6 protein-coding genes and 1 pseudogene are annotated in these 22,232 nt (G+C 31.1%); all 7 read left to right on the top strand.

Going from position 1 to position 22,232, the window contains the following annotated elements; translation table 11 throughout:
- Nucleotides 1-146: 146 nt before the first annotated feature.
- The 7 genes and pseudogenes from IJ258_RS09905 to IJ258_RS09935 all read left to right on the top strand — a co-directional run bounded on the left by IJ258_RS09905 (nucleotide 147) and on the right by IJ258_RS09935 (nucleotide 22,210).
- On the top strand, nucleotides 147-7,019 hold the full coding sequence (locus IJ258_RS09905) for a right-handed parallel beta-helix repeat-containing protein (protein WP_292806440.1): 6,873 nt from the start codon (nucleotides 147-149) through the stop codon (nucleotides 7,017-7,019).
- Between the two features lie 42 nt (nucleotides 7,020-7,061).
- On the top strand, nucleotides 7,062-10,322 hold the full coding sequence (locus tag IJ258_RS09910) for a C1 family peptidase (protein WP_292806442.1): 3,261 nt from the start codon (nucleotides 7,062-7,064) through the stop codon (nucleotides 10,320-10,322).
- Between the two features lie 146 nt (nucleotides 10,323-10,468).
- Nucleotides 10,469-11,898, top strand: a pseudogene (locus IJ258_RS09915) (B12-binding domain-containing radical SAM protein).
- Between the two features lie 137 nt (nucleotides 11,899-12,035).
- A complete protein-coding gene (locus IJ258_RS09920; protein WP_292806444.1) occupies nucleotides 12,036-13,466 on the top strand; it encodes a GNAT family N-acetyltransferase in 1,431 nt (476 codons plus the stop codon).
- A gap of 234 nt (nucleotides 13,467-13,700) precedes the next feature.
- A complete protein-coding gene (locus IJ258_RS09925) occupies nucleotides 13,701-15,437 on the top strand; it encodes a Na+/H+ antiporter NhaC family protein (protein ID WP_292806446.1) in 1,737 nt (578 codons plus the stop codon).
- Between the two features lie 262 nt (nucleotides 15,438-15,699).
- The gene (locus IJ258_RS09930; RefSeq protein WP_292806448.1) at nucleotides 15,700-19,473 is read left to right on the top strand and encodes a right-handed parallel beta-helix repeat-containing protein; all 3,774 of its coding nucleotides are present in this window, start codon (nucleotides 15,700-15,702) and stop codon (nucleotides 19,471-19,473) included.
- Between the two features lie 247 nt (nucleotides 19,474-19,720).
- Complete coding sequence (locus IJ258_RS09935) at nucleotides 19,721-22,210, top strand: hypothetical protein (protein WP_292806450.1); 2,490 nt, start codon at nucleotides 19,721-19,723, stop codon at nucleotides 22,208-22,210.
- Nucleotides 22,211-22,232: the final 22 nt, after the last annotated feature.

Below are 22,232 nucleotides of genomic sequence, written 5' to 3' on the forward strand. Positions count from 1 at the left end.
TTTTTATCAATTAAAATTAAATTATATTTTATTTTTATTCAATTAACTTGAAGTTTTATATATTACTAGTATGAATAAATAATAATGTAAAGTTGATTTATTTTTTTTAATCTTAACTTTATAAATTTATTAAACGAAGTGATTGAATGAATACGGATAAAAAAATTTTTATTTGTGCACTTCTTGCATTAATGATACTGTTATGTATTAATGGAGTAAGTGCACAGGATACAATAGATAAAAATTTAACTGAGTCCGATACTGGTGAAGGGGTGATAGGAGATGATTCATCTCTTGAAGCTCTTGAAGTTTCGGATAGCGGGGAGAAATTAGGTGCTGAACGCACTGTTAATAATTATAATGAACTTGTAACAGCTTGTACTGAAGCTGCTGATGGTGATACAATAATATTGAATGATGGAACTTATGAATTTCCAGAAAGTAGTGGATCAATATATTTAACATCCTCTACAGGTAGTGGAAATTATGCTAAATCTCTAACATTTAAAGGGCAAACTAAAAATGGGGTTACTATAATCTCTCACGGGGATTATGCTATTTTCCAAGCTACAGACAATTATAATTTAAAATTACAAAATTTAAATTTTAAGGATATTACAGTTTCAGGTTCTAGTGTTGTTTTCACTAGTTCATCTGCAAATTTGAATATTGTTGACTGTAATTTCGAAAATTGTAAACTCGGATGGGGAACTATTCGTTCTTCAAGCGCTGGAGCAAATACAATTAGTGGAGTAAATATTTTAAATTGTGAACAAACTGCAAATAAAGCAGCTGCTACTGCTTTAACTTTCACTAGAGCTTCTACAGTTAATGTGGAAAAAGTTTTAATAGATTCGCCTAAATATTCACTTACTGGTGCTACTGCTAAGGGAGTAATTTATTTATCAAATAATAATGTAAAAGCAACATTTGATGATTTAACAATTAAAAACAGTGCTGGAATAAAAACATCTTTGATATATTGTGCTGGTAAGGTATCAATCAGAAATTCTAATATATTAGATAATACTGTTGAATCAACTAAAATTATACATAATGCTGGAACTTTAACAATTGAGCAGACAATTTTTTCTAATAATGTTGCTACTGGTTCTAATTCAGTATTAATTAGTGATGTTGGATCAACTTCTGTTAAATCAAATTTAACTTTAAATTATAATAATATTGCAGATAATACAGTTGATAAAATTTATAGTTATAATGATGTTACTAAAGTTGTAACAGCAACAGCTAATTATAATTATTGGGGTGCAAATTATGATAATACTGATGCTGTAAAAACAGCAACCAATATTGACCAAACTACTTGGGTTAATAAAAATGGAGATACTTTTGTTGACCAATCTGGTAATGCTTTAGCTGAATCAATACCAACTCCATCTGCAACTCCTGCAGCGGGTGATATATATGTATCATCAACAGGGGATGATGCTAAAGATGGTTCCACTCCAGACAATGCAGTTCAATCAATTAAACATGCAATTGAATTAGCAGAAAATGGTGGTAACATTATAGTTATCGCTGGTGATTATACTATTGCTGAAACATTATCAATCTCAAAAGATTTAACCATTAAATGCGAAAGTGGTTTAGCAACAATAAAAGGCACTGCTTCTCAAATGTTTGATAATTCTGCAAGTTTATCATTAGAAAATATTAAATTCACAAATGATAATGGTATTATTATCAATAATAATGCTGGAACTTTAACTGTTGAAAAATGTACTTTTGAAGTTGATGGTGCTGATGTAAGTGCTATCAGTGTTGATGGAGGAAACGTAAACATTCAAAACTCCGTATTGTTAAACCCAACTGGTTATGCTTTAACTGTATCAAGCACTCCTGCTACAATTACAGCAAACAATAATTGGTGGGGTAAAAACGATGCTGCAAACACTAATGCTAGTGTTGATTCATGGATTGTAATGGATGCAAGTATCGATTTAGAAAGAATTAATCCTGGTGATGAGGTAACAATCACTGTTTCATTCGAAAAAACCAATTCTGGTAGTGCTTATGAAGGTACATTACCTGAATTCAATGTAACTGTTAGTGCAAATAACTTAAATGAAATCGCTACCATTAAAAACAATAAGGCAACAGTCAAATACACTGTAAATTCAGATGATGAAGCAACAATCACTTCAGAATCTGAAAGTGTAAAATTACCATTGAAATTATACGAAGCTCCTGATGTCATTTATGTAGATTGGGAAAATGGTATAAACACTAATGATGGTGATGAAGCTCATCCTGTAAAAACAATTGACAGAGCAATTGAATTAGCTCAAAAAGGTAAAATCGTTATCCTTGCCGGTACTTACACTATTGACAATACTTTAGAAATTACTAAAGATTTAGACATTACTGGTGAAGGTACTGTCATCATTGATGGTAATAATAAAAGATTTTTAACAAATCGTGCTAATTTAAACATTACTAATGTCCAATTCACAAATGGGTTTGATAACGGTGGAGTTATCTATAATTATGGAAATTTAACACTTAACAGAATTTCAGTCTATTTAAACATTATTAATAGCAGAGCTAATGCAGCAATAATTAATAACAATAAAAAAATTGTAATTGATAATTCTAAATTCTATCAAAACAATGCAAGTTATGGTAATGTTTATAATAATGGTGGAGAAGTATTAATAAATAATACCGAATTCTATAATAATGGTTTAACTGATGATACCAATACTTTATATGGAATTGGATTATATTCAAGATATGGTAATGCTGTTGTAGAAAATACTAAATTTTATCAAAATGAAGGAATGTTTTCCGTAATTAATTTTGTAGGAAAAAGTTCTCTTGACTCATCTGCAGTAAACACTTTAACAGTAACTAATTGTACCTTTGAAAATAACCAATTAGTAAGATATGGAGTTATCTACTCAGAAAAATCAAACACCAATATTAAGGATTCAACATTTACCAACAATGTTGTTAAAAAATCCAGTACTGCTAATGGTGAAGGATCTGCAATATATGTAAATGGTGAAAAGGTAAATGTCGAAACTTCAGTATTTATGAATAATAATGCTGATGATTTAGGAAAAGACATTTATGTATCATCTGGTGAATTAACTATTTCTGATTCAGTATTACTAAACACTAACGGTTACTCAATTGAAAAAGAATCTTCCGCTAGTGTAACTGCAGAAAATAACTGGTGGGGAGCAAACACACCAAATACTCCAGTAACTGTAAATAAATGGATTGTAATGACAGTATCCTCAAATGACACTAACATTGAAGTAGGAGATGAAATTACATTAACAGCTTCATTTGACAAAACCAATGATGGGGAATCATACACTGGTGACTTACCTGAAGTATTTGATGTTACTTTCACTTCAACAAGTGGAAACTTAAATGAAGTCAAAACAGTTAAAGACAAAAAGGCTGAAGTGACCTACACTGTTGATGAAAAAGATAAATATTTAACTGCTAGTTCAAATGATGCAACTCATTCACTGAAAGTTAATAAGACTTTGGATATTATTTACGTTGGTGGCGAAAACGCTGATGATAATAATGATGGTGATGTTGATACTCCTGTAGCAACTATTGATCAAGCAATTAAATTAGCCAAAAATGGACAAATTATCATTCGTGAAGGCAATTATAAAACCGGTGATTTAGGAATTATCTCAGATGATTTAAACATTACTGGTGAAGGTAAAGTAATCATTGATGCTGAAAACTCCAATAGAATTTTATATGTTGGTCAGGAAGCAAATGTTGTACTTAAAAACTTAATAATGATTAATGGATTTGGTGCTGATGAAAGCGGTGCACTTTTAGGAAACTCAAATAAATTAACAATCATTAACTGTACACTAGCTAACTCCAGTGCTGGTGAAAATAATGGTGGAGCAATCTATAATGTTGCATCATTGACAATTATCAACTCCACAATTGCAAACAATACTGCTAAAGTCGGTGGAGCAATATATAGTGGTTCAGGTTTAGCAAAATCGCCTACTATTACAATTGAAAATTCAATAATTGAAAATAATATTGCATCCGGTAATGAAGCTAACGGTGGTGGAGCAATATTTGCTCAACAAATTACAGGTATTGATGTTAAAAACACAACATTCGAAAACAATCAGGCTCAAACCACAGCCAGTGGTGGAGCAATCTTTGTTTCATTATCAGACGCCAATATCAATATTGAAAATTCAAGATTCATTAAAAACCATGCTAATTCCAAAGAGGATTATGGTGGTGGAGCAATCTACATGGCAGGTACTTCAAATTATGAAAGAAAAGGTTCATTAACCATTTCCAACACTTTATTTGAGGAAAACACTGCTGATACAAATGGTGGTGCAGTCTATGTTAGAGCAACCAACCTTAAAATCTCAAGTTCAGTTTTAATTAACAATTCTGATGAAAACGGTTATGCAATTTATGGTTACGGTACAGAACAAATTAACCCTTCAGTTAATGTAAACACCAACTGGTGGGGTACTAATGAAGGTCCTGAGTCAGCTGTAGGAGGATACAGATTCACTCCTTCTGTTTCAACATGGGCAGTATTGACTGTTTCCAATTCTTCTGAAATTAAAGTGGGAGAAACTGTAACTTTAACTGCTACAATAAACACTTTAAATGATGGATCTACATTAGCAAATCCAATAAATATTGAAACACCAATTACAATTACCACTAACTTAGGTCCGATTAATGGTGTTTTAACAAATGGTGAGTTTACCTATGATTATACTGTTCCTGAAGGATTGAAATTCATTTCTGCATCAGTTGATGATGAAGATGAAGTATTGTTTGTTATAACAACATCTACAACTGTAGCAATTGAAAATATTACTGCAAATAAAGGTGACAGGGTAGAATACACAATAAAAGTAACTTCCAGTGATGGTACCATTATCAATAAGGGTAATGTTGAATTATACTTTGATGATGATTTAGTTAAAATTATTGATGTAATTAATGGTGAAGCAAAAGACACCATTACAATTGCAAAAGACATTGGTGAATCTGTAATTACCGCTATATATATAGATGGCAGTGAGGAATATGGTGAAAGCAGTGGCACTGCAGCTTTAAATGTTACCGGCAACAATGATATTGTTACACCTGAAACATTTAGTAATTTCTTTGATGAAAACGGTGTTTTAAGATATGATGTGCCATTTGATGAATTAATATTCAAAGGTGAGTTTAAAAACTTAAGAATTGTATTGGACGATTCCATTTCAATTAAAGGTGATGGTGCGATATTCAACAATACTTCAGTTGCAATTACTGCATATGATGTTAAAGTTAAAGGTATTAAATTCATTGCTGATGAAGAATTTATTGGCAATGACAATTCATTAATATACATCGGAGCAGGCAATGCTGTTGTTGAAGATAATGAAATTATCTACAATGCTCCTGATAATGTAGAAAGTTATGTCATTAGAATTGATGTGGCAAGTGATGTAAAAATCACCGGTAACAATATTACCTACACTGCTAAATCCAATGGTGATGTTAAAACTATGGCAATTAATGCAGATGAAGCAGATAACTTAATATTTGAAGACAACAAGTTAAATGCTAACATTTCATCTGTTCCAAATGGTTTTGTTCAAGATAATATGATATATTACTCTGTTGGTGTATTCATTAAAGACAGTGATGAAGTATCTGTTAATAAAAACGACATAACAGTGAATTATAATGGATTTGTTGGTAGTTTTGATTCAATTTATGGTGTTTATGTTGACGGATGTGATGATTCAAAAGTCACTGATAATGAAATTAATGTAAATGGTCATGAATATGCATATGGATTAATAACTAATGATTGTGATAATATAATCATTTCAGGAAACACTATTAATGCAATTTCAGAAGGTAATTATGCTGATGGTGTACAGGTAGCAGGTTCTTCAACTGGAAACGTAGTGAATAACAATATTCTTGCTAAAGCAGTTAATGTGACTTATCCGGTTTACTTTGATGATTGGGGCAATGATAAAGAGGTCAACCTTACCAATAATAAAATTAAAGGTGAATCCGATACTGTATACGGTGTTTATGTTGAAGAAAACAAAACCACTATTTCAAACAATGATATAAAAGTTGATGGAAATCATGTATATGGTATTATAACCCATCAAACAGATGCAATCATTGATGGAAATAACATTACAGTAAATGGTAAGGATATTGGAAGTATTGTATCTCAACAAAGTGGTGTTAATGTAAATTCAACAGGTATCGTTGCAAGTGAAGGCAGTGCCTTAATAACAAACAACAATATTGTTTCAACAAGCAATTCCACTATTGATGCAATAAATACTAATGCAACAATTAAAGACAATGGTTTAACTGCTAACGGCACAACCGGTGAAAACACAATATCCAATATAAATTCAAATGTTGCCTCATCTGGAAACACTGAAGCATACAAAAAACCTGCTGAAACAACTCCAACACAACCTGTAGTTAAAATCACTGCAACAAACAATGCAAAAGTGTACTATGGAAATGGATATACCATTCGTGTAACTCTGGACGGCAAATCAGTTGGAGCTGGAAAACAAGTTACTCTTAAAATAGCTGGAAAAACTTTAAAAGCTACTACAAATGCTAATGGTTATGCTACATTTAATTTAGCTGTAAAACCTAAAGCATATACTGCTACTGTAACATATAATGGAATTTCTCAAAAATATAAAGTAACAGTTAAAAATGTTATTAAAGCTAAAAACATTAAAGTTAAAAAATCAGCTAAAAAACTTAAGATTAAAGTAACCTTAAAAGCTGGTAAAAAAGCAATTAAAGGTAAAAAAGTAATTCTTAAGATTAAAGGTAAAAAAATCAAAGCAAAAACCAATAAAAAAGGAGTTGCAACCTTTAAAATTAAAAAGAGTATACTTAAAAAACTCAAAGCTGGTAAAAAATACAAATACACAGTAACTTATGGTAAAGATACTGTTAAAAAAACATTAAAAGTAAAAAAATAGGGATTAGATAATCTCTATTTTCTTTTTTTATTTTTTGGAGGAATGAAATTGGCTAAATATCATAATTTAATATTCATATCATTATTACTTGTGATATTTATAATTCCGTCAACTTATGCAATGGATAATCAAACATTGGAACTGATTGAAATTGAAGAGTCACAATCTCAAATATCAGTTACGAATGATGATGTTTTACAAGCAGATAATGATTATTATTTCAATTCATCTCTGGAAAACGATAATGGAGATGGATCATACAATAATCCATATAAATACTTAACTTCAGATAGAATTAAAGGATATTGTAATATCTATTTGTCTGATGGCGAGTATGAACTGGATAATTCAAAAACTATCGAAAAAGTTAATATAATTGGATTAAATCCCCAAAAAACTATAATTAAATATGATGGTGTTGCTTTTAATGTCAATTCCCATTTAACATTAACTAATGTTACATTAGTTGACTTATCCATTACAAACAATGGTAATTTCAATGCAACCAATGCCATTTTCAGTTATGGTTATGGCAGTAAAGCAGATGATTACGGAAATAATTATGGTGGGGCAGTATATACTACAGATTTAAATTCTAATTCTCATGTAACAATAAAAAATTGCACATTCCTGGACAATTATGCAGTATATGTTGGAGCAATCTATATGGCTGCAGGTTATTTGGATATATCTAATTCACAATTCATTAATAATTGTGCTTATAATTTCGGTGGGGCTATTGCATGTGAAAATACTGAAAGTGTTAAAATTTCTAAATCTAAATTCATAAAAAACTATTGTATTGATGATGCCGGTGGAGCAATATATGTTAAAGCATCCCTGCTTAATGTTGAACGCAGTGATTTTATAAATGGTTCTGCAACATTTGGTGGTGCAATCACTACATTAAACAGTGAAGTTACCTTAAATTATGTGAATGCATATGATAACAGTGCTAAATGGGATGGTGGAGCAATTTATCACATGTTTGGAAAATTTTATTCAACATATGGAAACTTCAACAATAACTCTGCACGAAATGGAGGGGCAATCTTTATTGATAATTCATCTTATCTATTCATGGTTTCAAACATATTTGAAAACAATAATGCAAATGTTTCAGCAGGAGCAATATTTTCAATTTTAAACAATTTAAGGTACAGTTTATCAGTCAATACATTTAAGAATAATAATGCACCAGAATATAAGGATTATTTTGATACAAAGAATTTAAATATTAATATAGGAACAGGTAATTATTCCATTTATACAATTGAAGATATAGAAGTCACTGATCTTCCAAGTTATTATAGTTTGGTTGATGATGGTTTTGTAACACAAGTTAAAGACCAGCAATCAAGCGGTAACTGTTGGGCATTTACAGCCATTGCAGTATTGGAATCCTGTCTTAAAAAAGCAACAGGGCATGAATTTGATTTATCAGAAGAAAACATGAAAAACCTCATTGCATTATATTCAGATTACGGTTGGAACATGGTTACCAATGAAGGAGGCTATGACGCTATGCCGTTTGGTTATTTTGCAAGTTGGCTAGGGCCTGTTGATGAAATGTCAGATTTATTTGATGACAAATCTGTATTGTCACCTATTTTAAATAGTATTTTACATATTCAAAATATATTATTCTTAAAAAGAGATAATTATACTGATAATGATGCAATAAAAACTGCAATAATGAAATACGGTGCTGTTGGAACTTCAATTTACTTTGATAGTTATTATTTGAAAAATGGTACTGATTATTACACATGGGCATTATATCCGTCTAATCATGCAGTAACAATTGTCGGATGGGATGACAATTATTCAAGAGAAAATTTCTATTTTGGAAGTTATGCTGATGGTGATGGTGCTTGGATTGTAAAAAACAGTTGGGGCGAAAGCTGGGGAGATGATGGATACTTTTATGTATCATATTATGATGAATCCTTTGCAAAACCGGGTGTTGAAGGAATAGCTTATACTTTTATTTTAAATGACACTGTAAAATATGATAAAAACTATCAGTATGATATTGCCGGTAAAACTGACTATCTGCATGATAATCGAAATGAGGTTTGGTATAAAAATAAGTTCACAGCAACAGATAATGAAATTTTAAAGGGTGTTTCAACATACTTTGAGAAATTAACTAACTGGACATTTAATGTATATGTTAACAACGTTTTAAAATCAACTAAAAGTGGAATTTCACAGGCAGGTTATTATACATTCCAATTAGATGATATAGTGCCGTTATATAAGGGAGATGTTTTTGAAATTGTATTTAACACTACATCTGATAAGTTATCAAGTGTTCCGATTTCTGAAATTGAATCTTTAAATAAGGCAATTTACTATCCTGGAATATCCTATGTGAGTTATGATGGTGAAAACTGGCAGGATTTATTTTACTTATCAAAAACTTATGCATTACATACTTATAAATCTCAAGTAGCATGTATTAAGGCATTTACAGTATTGGCTAACTATAATACAACTATTTCAATTAGTTTTGATAAAAATCAGATTTCTGTAAGAATCGTTGATCAATTTAATAATACTGTTAAAACAGGCAGAATAACTATAAATATTGATAATAAGTCACAGACTTTTGATTTAAAAGAGGATAAGTTAATTATTCCATTAAGTTTAGCAGACGGCAGTTATGATGTTTTTGTTGAATATGGATGTGACAATTATAATAGTTCTTATAATCATATGATTATTGATTATAAAAATGAAAGAATCAATCAGGAGAGTGTTAATCCAAATATTCTTCAATTAACTGCTCAATTAATAGATAATAAAGATATAGTAATGTATTATGGTGCTAATAAAATTTATAAGGTTAAACTAACTGATAATTCTGGTAAAATTATTGTTGGTGAGGTTGTAAGAATAATTATAGGTAAAAAAATTTATCTAGTTAAAACTGGAAATGATGGGTTTGCTAATGTAAAATTAAATAAATTTAAAATTAATAAATACACTGTAACAGCAGAATATAAGGGATTTAAGGTCTCAAATAAAATCACTGTTAAATCTACTTTAACTGCTAAAAACAAATCCATTAAGAAAGGTAAGGTCTTAAAATTCACTGCAAAGCTTGTCAACACCAAAGGCAAGCCAGTCAAGGGTAAAAAAATTACTTTTAAAATTAAAGGTAAAAAATACTCTGCTAAAACCAACAGGAAAGGTATTGCAACCATTAAAATCAAAAATCTAAAGGTCGGAAAGTATAAAATCCAGACCAGTTATGGAAAAGTTAAGATTAGCAATAAGATTACTGTTAAAAAGTAATCGTGTATTACTATTAATTTTTCCAATTTTTTTCTATTTTTTTAACATTATATATACTCATTAGCTATTGCTAACCATATTCATTCAAAAGTTTTATATACCTAAATTAATTTAATATTTTATGATAAATCAAAATTGATGATAGAATGAAAGTTACATTCCTTAACCCTCCACAAACAAATTCAAAATATAAGTTTCTAGGTGTTGTTGCACCGTCATTAGGCATTGGTTACATGGCTGCAGTCTTAGAACAGCACGGCTATGATGTTGACGTGTTGGACGCTTCAGATTGGAGCTGACCTATGAAGAGATTGGTGATGAGATTTTAAGGAGAAATCCTGACATTGTATCTATCAGTGCACTTACACCGACAATTGGCGTTGCCTTGGATTCAGCAGATAAAATTAAGCAAGTAAAACCAGACACCATTGTAGTTTTGGGAGGATATCATCCGACATTTGAATTTGAAAGTGTTCTGGCCGAACCCAGCGTGGATATTGTTGTGAGAGGTGAAGGGGAATACACCTTACTTGAACTGGTTCAGACTATTGAGTCAAAGGGTGATTTGGCAAATGTCAAAGGCCTTGCTTTTCATGATGAAACAGATGGTTCATTGGTTTTAACACCTGACAGGGAAGTAATTCATGACTTGGATGAACTGCCATTCCCTGCATTCCATTTATTCCCTATGGAGAAATATAGAATTTTAAATATCACAACTAATGTCGCAACAATCATTACAACCCGTGGTTGTCCGATGCAATGCTCATTTTGCTCATCAGCTGCACTGCATGGTCACAAATTGAGAAGAAGGTCATATACAAATGTTGTTGATGAGGTTGAAATGCGCCTTAAAGAGCAGAACATTGACACCATTGCATTTATGGATGATACATTTACTTTAAACAAGCGTTTCGTTTATGATTTCTGCGCTGAAATCAAACGTAGAAATCTTAATTTCTGGTGGGGATGCACTTCAAGGGTTGACACATTGGATGAGGATTTGCTTCAAACTATGAAGGATGCCGGATGCATTACAGTATTTATCGGTGTTGAAAGTGCTGACCAGCAGATGCTTGAGAAGATGAACAAAAACATCACGGTTTCAAAAACAGAGAATGCATTCAGGCTTTTAAGAAAAGTTGGCATCAGGTCAATTGCATCATGTGTTATTGGAATGCCTGAAGACACTCGTGAAAATATGGAAAAAACAATTAATTTTGTTAAAAAACTGAATCCTAATTATGCACTTTACAGTCTGGCCACCCCATATCCGGGCACCCGCTTTTACAATGAGACATTCAAGAAAAATCTAATCAGTATCAAGGATTGGTCAAAGTACACTCTTATTGATCCTGTTTTGGAAACAATTGACTGTTCAAGTAATGAGCTTAGGAGCATCCAGAAAAAAGCTTTTTTAAAATTCTACCTGAGGCCAAATTATCTAGCAAGACAGGTTTCTCAGGATGGTCTGATTCTTTTAAAGACTATTTTTGGTGTTGCAAGGCAAATCATTTCACGCCAAACCAACGGCAACACTGATTATAACAAAACCAATGTAAACAAAGGAAAATAAATTAGGTCTTCCTAAAATATTTATTTTTTGCAATATTAAATTTTTATAATTAGTTTAACCTAAAAAAGCTGTTAAAATCGATTAATTTAAATATAAGTTAATTCCAATATTCATCTAATTGAGACAGGTGAATTCATATGGACTACTTAATAAGAGAAAATAACATTCAAAAGATTTTTCTAAGTGAAAATGACATTGATGTTATTGATACATTAAAGACATATTACGGCTACATTTATGATTCTATCCTTGAAGAAGGTTTCATATTAAAATATGGGAAATGTAATCTGTTTAAGGAATTGATTTTTGAAAATAAAGTTGTCGGTTTCTGTTCATATGACCATTCAAGGGAATTCATCACAGCAGCATTAAATAATATTTACATCCTTCCAGAATTCAGAGGAAAAGGGATATTCTTAAAGGAACTTGAAAAGACAATGCTTGAGCACAACAAGCCTAGCATCATGGAGCCTACACGACTGGTAGTGGAAATACTAATCAAATACGGATTTGCTTCTAAAATCAGTGACAATATTGTTGCAAGCGCAATTGAATTCGTTGTTCCTGGAAATCATGTCCTTTCCAATCAGGAATATGGCGACGATGAGCTGTCCACACATTATTATGACTTAAGCATCTGCAGCTGTATTCACATTCTGGACTTTACTAAAAGACACATTGCATATAGTGCTCCTCTAAACTATGACATTATTCATTTTGATGATATTGGTGAAGTTGATGATGATTATGTAGATGATTTGATGGAATTTTATCAGAGTAATGATGTCAGGCTAATGGAAACAATCTTAAAGTTGGAGGACAATCTTCCGATTAAAAACTATACTCTTGAGGATGTAATCGGTGATGAGGATAATTTCTCATTTTATATTGAATCACTGATTGATGATGCCCATATCACTCATGCCAAGGCTTTGGAAATCAAACAGCAGATTATTGAAGAGTATGAGGCAGGAATGATTCTAAATGAATCATTATTGATCAGATTGGCTTATCTTTTCAATGAAAATTCTGCTCCGACTATCACATCTCATGTTGAGACATGTCCTTACTGCAGCATGCCGATTGATGACCATGATAAGTACTGTCATTTCTGTGGCATTAACCTTGATTATGATGCTCATGAAATGCAGAACAGCCTGTTTGACGCTATTGATACTGGCAGAAGTGATTTTGATGAAGACATCAGATTCATTGCATATAAGTTTCTTAAACTGATTGAAGAAAAAATTGAACTTGAATACTCAATTTTTACTATTGAAAATACATATAATATTGGCTGGGATGTTTTAAGAAGTTTTCTTACAAAAAACAATTATTTTTCAGATGATAAGATAACTTCTGAAGGCTATGATTTTTTAAATAATCATCCTCTACATTTCTGGGAGAAGTATCATATGGACATTGTTGATTACACTGATTTTGAGAATTACTTTTACCAGCATTTAGATTTAAATCCACTGGAAATTTGTTTGAATTATTTAAAAAAATTCTCTGATGAGGAGTTTGTTTCGGAGATAATTGATGAAATTAACAATGATTTAAAATGATAAATCATTATAATTATTTTTATTAATTTAAATAATCATATTTTGGATAATTATTCATTTTCCAAACTAATTATTATATATCATTCAATAATTGTCGTTTATTTTAAATTATAATCTTTTTATATTATTAAAATCAATATAATTATGTACATATTAAGTTAATCTCAATTGACTTATTAATTTAAAATAATTTATTTATTTTAATAGATGTATAGGAAAATGGTGTGATAATAAATGAATGACAAAATGAAATTAGGTTTAATTGCAGCTGTTTCAATTATAGCCCTTTTTGTTTTATCCTTATGGATTTCCACAACACCAGCGGATGCTGACAATTCAGTAAGATTTGGTATCTTAACTTTACTGCCACCTCTTATTGCTATTGCATTAGCATTCATTACTAAAGAAACAATTCTCTCATTGTTTATTGGTGTATTCGTTGGGGAATTCATGTTGTGTGCAAATGATTTAAACATTATTTCTACAGCAATCAACGCATTCCTGCAAATGGGTTCACAAATCATCTCTTGTATGGCTGACCCATGGAACGCAGGTATTATCCTTCAATGTTTGCTTATTGGAGGTATAATCCAATTGGTAACAAAAATGGGTGGAGCAAAAGCTCTTGCAGATGCATTCGCTAAAAGAGCAGACACTCCAAGAAAAGCTCAATTATTCACTTGGTTTTTAGGATTATGTGTATTTTTTGATGACTACGCTAACTCCTTAATCGTTGGTCCAATCATGAGACCAGTAATGGACAAACTTAAAGTATCTAGAGAAAAACTAGCATTTGTAGTAGACGCAACTGCAGCACCTGTAGCGGGTATTGCAATTATTTCTACTTGGATTGGTTTGGAAATCAGTTTAATTGCAGCAGGTTTCGAATCTGTTGGAGTAACCAATGTAACTGGTTTCGGAATATTCTTACAGACCATCCCTTACAGGTTCTACAACATTTTCATTTTACTTTTCATTGTAATTTCAGCAATTACATTATATGAATTCGGTCCGATGAAAAAAGCAGAACAAAATGCACGTGCTAGAAAAGAAGACGAAGAAATCATTGTTCCTGAAGCTCCTGGTTTTGATGAAGTCAAACCGGTTGAAGGAATCAAATTATCAGTATGGAACGCTATCATTCCAATCGGAACATTAATTGTAGGTGCATTAATAGCATTCTACTGGAGTGGATACACCACCATTTTAGGTGGAGAAGATCAAGCACTCATTACCTTAATGAAAACAGCTCCATTATCATTTGATGGTATTTTCCAAGCATTATCCCAATCTGATGCATCCGTTGCATTGTTCCAGGCAGCACTTCTTGCTTCCATTGTTGCAATCGTTATGGCTGTCGGTGAAAAAATACTCACTATTGAAGATGCAATATCAGAATGGATTGGTGGTATGAAAACCATCGTTATCACCGGTGTAATCTTGCTTCTCGCATGGTCTTTAGGAGGAGTAATCGGTGAAGTTGGAACTGCTGATTATCTGGTTGGTGTTTTAAGTGACACTATACCACAATTTATCGTTCCTGCATTAATCTTTATCTTAGGTGCTTTAATTTCATTTGCAACAGGTACCGCTTACGGTACCATGAGTATCTTAATGCCTTTAGCAATTCCTCTTGCATGGGCAGTAAGTACCGGTGACATGAACTTTACAATTGTATGTACCAGTGGTGTATTGACAGGTGCTATTTTCGGAGATCACTGTTCACCGATTTCAGATACTACAATTCTCTCATCAATGGGTACCAGCTGTAACCATATTGACCACGTACAAACACAAATCTACTATGCAATCTTTGTAGCTTGTGTGGCAATATTTATCGGTTACATCCCAGCAGGATTAGGTATCCCATGGTACATTTCCCTTGTTGTAGGTGTAATTGTAATGTACATTGGACTTAAGATTTTAGGTGAAAAAGTAGACTTTGATGAAGTTGAGGAAGCCTCCTCATAACTTCATTATTTTTTTTAATTTTTATAAAATTTAGGCATTCCTAATTATTTAAAAAGTCATTTATTTATATTCTAATAATTAAAAATTTGAAATTAGTTATTTTGGTCATTTTTTTCTCTTTTTAAAAAATATATATTACATTTTAAATTTATATTAAAATAGTAAAAAATTTTTTACTGATTTATCAATCAAATTAAAGGGAGGTGAAAATACGAAAAGCAAAATACTAATTCTTATTTTAATAATTTTAATTTTATCTTGTTTGAATTTCACAAGTGCTAGTGATGATTTTGAAAGTATTGTTCAAAATCATGATGATATTTCACTTGAAAGTGTTACAATTGATGAGACTCCTATTGTAGATGCTCCTGAAAGTGAAGGCAATTTTACAGAATTAAAAAATGAAATAGGTACCAATAGTGAAGTTTCACTTGAAAAGAATTATGTTTATGTTGAAGGTGATGTTGTATCTGGTATTGTTCTTTCCAATTCAGTAACTATTGATGGAAAAGGTCATACAATTGATGCTAAAAACATTGCAAGAATTTTAATTATTAAAGGAGATAATTCACCACATATTGTTTTAAACAATATTACTTTTGTAAATGCCAATACAACTGGTGCTGGTGGAGTTATAAATCTTGATACTACTAATACCGTAAATCTTTCAATAATTAACTGTAAATTCATTAATAATTCAGCTGGAAAATCTGGCGGTGCAGTTTATTTAAAGTTTAACGGCGAAGTAAACATAGAAAACAATTATTTCATAAATAATTCTGGAGTCGGATGTGGGGCGTTATATGCAAATAATCTTATTAAATCATTCTACAATAATTATTTCATTAATAACTGTGCTATAAATAATGCAGGTGCTGCTCAGGTAGGAGCCAATACAATTGTTAACAAATCTACATTTATAAATAATTCTGCAAAACGAAATGGTGGAGCATTATATATTGGTGAAAATAAAATTAAAGTTTACGATTCAACATTTGAAGGGAATACTGCAGACCATGGTGGTGCAATTTATTCATCATCTGAAAAATTTGAAGTAAATAATTGCATTTTTGAAAGAAATAGTGCAACATGTATTCAATCCACTAACAAAGAAACTAATAATGGTGGAGGAGCAATATTTGCAAGTGGTAAAAACACTAAAATAATAAATTCAAAATACAATAACAATAATGCAACTGATTCCGTCGGTGGTGCAATTTTAATTACAAATTCTGGAACTGTAAGTGGTTCTAGTTTTAATAATAATTTAGCACGTTATGGTGGAGCAGTAATGGTCAATGGTAATGATGGAAATGTTATTAGATGCAATTTTACTGATAATAAAGTAAAGGACATTACTCCATTATCTCAAAAAGACGGTCCTAAAGGTGCGGGTGTATATGTCCACGGTAATAATGTACAAATTTCAGATTGTCATTTTGAAAAAAATACTGTAATATGGGATTCATCTTCACAAGACCATCTTGGTGGAGGAATATATGTTACTGGTAATAAGGCAGTAATCTCAAATTCACAATTTGATTTGAATAATGCTACCTATGGTGGAGGTATTTATGTAAATGATGCTTGTCAAGATGTTATTATTGACAAATGTAATTTCACAAAAAATTATGCTCAAAATAGTGGCGCTACTGGTGCTGCTATATCATCAGTAGGATCAAACCCTACCATTTCCAATTGTATATTTACTAATAATACTTCTAAATCAAATGCAGGAGCATTATATATTGACTTAAGGAATTCAAATCTTGCGCAATCTGGAAAAAATACTGCACATGTATATAACTGTAATTTCACTGGTAATTCTGCATCTAAAGGTGCAGGTGGTGCAATACATTTAAGAGACAGAAATTCTAAAAGGTTCTATGTTTTCATTGATAATTGTTTATTTAATGATAATGTAGCTCATAAAGGTGGAGGAATATCTGTAAATGGTTTAGCAAACATTTCCAATTGTAAATTTGATGGTAACAATGCAAGTTTTGGATCTGCAATTCTTTTATCAGATAAAATTGGTGATAATAGATTATATAATACATTATATTTATCCAACTCAGTATTTGGTAAAAATAGGGCGGATTCATCATCATTAACAGTGGATGTTGATAAGAAATTAAGTTATTATCCAAGCAACGTTACTGTAAAAATAGTATTTGCAGGTTGGGATAATATTGCCAATGCAATTTGGAATGAAAAAGACACTACTTGGGTGTTTATAAGTAATATTACTTATGATGCTTATGTTAATGGTAAATTAGATACTGTAACTACTCCAGTTGGATTTGTAAATCCTGTTGATGGTGCAGATAAAACCAATGCTCAAGATGTATTGAGTCAATCAAGTCCAATTTCTTCAGAATTATTAGGTGCTTTTATATCTCAAGGTGAAAACTTTAAAATTTGGCAAGATGCTCGTGAAAATGCACAATTGTTAAATGTAAAAATTGTTAATAAAGAAACTGGAAATGTTGTTTTTGAAAAGCAAGGTGTATTGACTGACATTTGTGGTGATTTCCCTAAACTAATGCAAAGCCTCAAACCTGGAAATTACACTGTAACCGCAGAACACGAATGGGATGAATACTATACTGATGCACATGCAACAAATGACTTTGAAATCATTGACTTGCCAATTCATAAAAATACTGAAGATACGGAAGTTGATGTTGGTGAAAATGTAACATACACAATAACTGTTGAAAATCCAGCAAACGGTCATGCTTTAACTGATATTATAGTATCTGAGAATGCTCCTAATGGATTTGTATTATTGGATTATACTTCCAGTTGGGCAAAAGACGGCAATAAATTCTATTATTCAGATATATTAAATCCTGGAAGTTCAGTCACTCTTACTTTGATATATAAAGCTACTAAAGTTGGTACCTTCAAAAATACTGTTCATGTTTCTACTAATGAAACTTTAGAAAAAGAAGTTAATTCAACTAACACTACTGTACATAATCCAAGCATTAAAGTAACAAAAACAGTTGATGAAAGTCCAATATTTGTATCTGAAAAGGCCAGTTTTGTTATTGAAGTTGAAAATAACGGAACAAGAGCAGTAAACAATGTATATGTGATAGAAAATTTTAATTCTAAATTAATTTATGATTCATTTTCAAAAATTAAAGGAGAATGGGAATTCAGCAATGCTGATGGAAAATATACATTCATCTTACAATCCTTGGATGTTGGTGAAAAGGCAAGCTTCAGAGTATTCTTCAATACTAATAAAGCAGGTACTTTTGAAAACAACGTTAGTGCAGCATTTGAAGAGCATGCTCCTGTCAATGCAAGTGATAAAGTTAAAGTTGAAAAGATTCCAACCCACATTAGTGTGGATAACATTACAACTAAACCTGGAGCCAAGATTGATGTTCATATTAGAGTCACTTCGGATGATGGTGTTCCATTCAACGGTAATGTAACTATAACATTCCCTGATGGAACTACTCAGACTGTGGTGATTGTTAATGGTAAAGGAACAGCAAAATGGAATGTGCCTAAGGATTACAAACCTGGTAAATACCCAGATACTGTTAAATTCTCAGGTGATGATAAATACTTACCTTCACAGGGTACAGGAACAATAACCATTCCTAAAGTGCCTGTAGATATTACTGTTGGTAATGTATCAGGCAAACCTGGTGATAAAGTAACAATTCCTATTAAAGTTGTACCGGAAGATGGATCTAAATTTACAGGTAAAGTAACTGTTAAATTGCCTGATGGAACTAAAAAAGTTGTTAAAATAGTTAATGGAAAAGGTAGTGTTGATTGGACAATCCCTAAAAATTATAAGGGCGATTATAAAGTGTATGTGTCTTTTGGTGGAAATGATTATTATTATGCTTCCAATGGAACCGGCAATGTTCATGTAATTGTTGATGAACATGTAAAAGTTTCAGCTAAAGTACATAAATCCAATTTAGAAAGTCATCCTACTGGCAATCCTATTTTAGTATTGCTTTTAGTTTTATCAGCATTGGTTTGTATCAAAAGAAAACATTAATTTTTGGAGTTTAATATAAAACTCCTTTTTTACTTATTTTTTTAATTTAGTTTCCTTGTTAACTTTTTAGTTTACCCTTTAACTATTGTTTTAAGGCGTTTTTCTTATTTTTTTGAATAACTTATTTATATTAGGTCTGAATTAACCTTATTTGAGAGAAAATACTTATATTAAATTTTATTTTATCTCAGTTTACTTTATCAAAATTAAAGGAGGTGAGAAAACGAATAAAAAATATATCATTATTATGTCAATAATATTAATATTATCATGTTTAAATTGTGTAAATGCTCAAGATAATGACACAAATATTATACAGGATTGTGATGATGCAGTGTTATCTGATAGTGATACAGGATCATTTACAGAACTTAATGATTACATTAACTCAAATTATGGCAAAACAATCATTCTCAATAAAAGTTATGAGTATGATTCAGAAAATGACCATGCTTTCAGCAATAATGGAATCCAAATTAAAGATAAAATCACTATTAATGGAAATAATCATTCTATAGATGCTAAAGGAATTAGAATATTTACAATAACTTCTCCTGATGTTGTCTTAAATAATATTACATTTAAAAATGCTGGAAAAAGGGCAATGTATATTGATGGAGAGGCAACTAACCTGGTTATTAATAATTCCTGTTTTACCAATAATTCAGCTTTAAACTGTGATGGTGGAGCAATGTATTGGGGAGGATCTCAAGGGACATTGCAAAACACTATTTTTAACGAGAATTATGTTTTACGTAATAACAACCAAATCGATTATGTTGAAGGAGGAGCTGTTTATTGGGGCGGACACAACGGTACAGTTAAAAACTGTATTTTCACCAATAATGAAGCACGTTCTTATGTTATAAACAATGGTGTTTATGAAGTGGAACATTCAGGTAACGGTGGAGCATTATACTGGTATGGTATAAATGGAACCGTTACTGACTGTGTATTTGCAAACAATACTGCTTCAAGACATGCCGGAGGACTTTATTGGAATAAACCTAATGGAACTATTAAAAATTGTAATTTCACAAACAATCATGCAGTTCTTCAAGGAGGGGCTTTTAAAAATAATAATCTTTCATCCACACTTATAAACTGCAGATTCATTGACAATTATCTGGTAGGTACTGATTCTGAAAAAGGTCATGGTGGTGCAGTATACTATGAAAGAGGAGACAATATAATTATTGATTCCTATTTTAAAGGAAATAATGCATCATATGGTTCTGCAATTGCAGTTAGGAATTTGGAAGGTGTAAAACTTTCAATAACTACAACAACATTTGAATATAATCAAGCAGAATCCTCAAAGTTACCTATTACATCTTCCAATAGAAATTTCACAGCTACCTTATATGGTTATGATAATATCATCAATAATATATGGAATGATAGAAAAAATGAAATTCCGATAACAATTGACGGTGTTACTCCTGTTTCAGGTGTTGAAAACTCTGATGATGGGTCAAAATTATATCAGGATACTCGTGAATATAATCAAACCATAATCGTGTCCATTTTTGATGAAAATGATAATCCATTATACACTACAACTTTAACTACCAATTTGTATGGTAATGTAAGTTTCATCACTTATAATGGTGCAAAAATACAGTTTAAACATCCAAATGATGTGATATATACTGAAATATATAGTACTTCAGATATACCTCCGCTAACTTTAACCAGTCAGAATTATGTATCTTATGCTAATGAAAATGTACCTATATTGTTTAATTTAATAGATAATGAGGAAAATTTGATTTTGGATGGTACAATCACTGTTAAAGTTGGAAATGAAACTCATGTAATGTCTGCAGATAAAAGACAGGTAACTATCAAATCTCCAGATACTAATGGACAATATCCAATAACTATAACTTATACAGATCCATATGGAATCAATTTGACCAAAACTTATACCTTGACTGTTTTGCCACGTTTAATTGAGGTAAATATTACAGTTGATGATGTATATTATCCAAGTTATGCATATGCAGTTGTTAGTGCTAATGTAAGTGGTAAATACATTATTACAGTTCCAGGAACCAATATCTCAAAAACTGTTGATATTGAACAATCCAATAAGGATTTTAACTTTGTTTTGGGCAAAATTAATTCTCAAAATGAAATTTATGAAGCTCAAACAGATTTAGGTCAAATATTGCCTGTAGGAAAATACAATGCAATTATTACAAGTTTGGTTGATGGTTATGATACTGCAACTAATAATGATGAGTTTAATGTATTGCCGGGTAAGATTGATGTGCATATCAAAGCTGATGATATAATTTATCCGGATAAAGTTCGTGCAGTTGTTAGCGCTAATGTAACTGGTAAATATATTATCTCAATTGATGGAACCGGCATTACACAGGAAATCACTATTGGTGAGGCTAATAAGGACTATGAAATTATTATTAATCATACATTGCCTGTAGGCAAATATAAAATAACAATTAAAAGCGCAATTGACGGATATGAAAATGCAACTAATTCAGATAATTTTACAGTAAAAGATAATCAAACTAATAAAACAAATACAACAATTAATAATCAGGATGATTCTGATTCAGATGATTCAAGCCAAAATACAGATAACTCTTCTTTAAAACCAACTAAAAATACAATTTCTAAAACAATAGACAATCATACTACTGCTAATCCAATACTTTTATTATTGTTAGTCTTATCAATATTGGGTGTTAACATCAATAGGAAAAACTAAAATTTAAATTAAATGGGAATTA

The organism is Methanobrevibacter sp., from assembly GCF_017468685.1.
In the GTDB taxonomy this organism is placed as follows: domain Archaea; phylum Methanobacteriota; class Methanobacteria; order Methanobacteriales; family Methanobacteriaceae; genus Methanocatella.

Bases quoted from the DNA above. Each gene is read 5' to 3' on its own strand.
- IJ258_RS09905 (WP_292806440.1), top strand. From the start codon at position 147: ATGAATACGGATAAAAAAATTTTTATTTGTGCACTTCTTGCATTAATG.
- IJ258_RS09910 (WP_292806442.1), top strand. From the start codon at position 7,062: ATGAAATTGGCTAAATATCATAATTTAATATTCATATCATTATTACTT.
- IJ258_RS09920 (WP_292806444.1), top strand. From the start codon at position 12,036: ATGGACTACTTAATAAGAGAAAATAACATTCAAAAGATTTTTCTAAGT.
- IJ258_RS09925 (WP_292806446.1), top strand. From the start codon at position 13,701: ATGAATGACAAAATGAAATTAGGTTTAATTGCAGCTGTTTCAATTATA.
- IJ258_RS09935 (WP_292806450.1), top strand. From the start codon at position 19,721: ATGTCAATAATATTAATATTATCATGTTTAAATTGTGTAAATGCTCAA.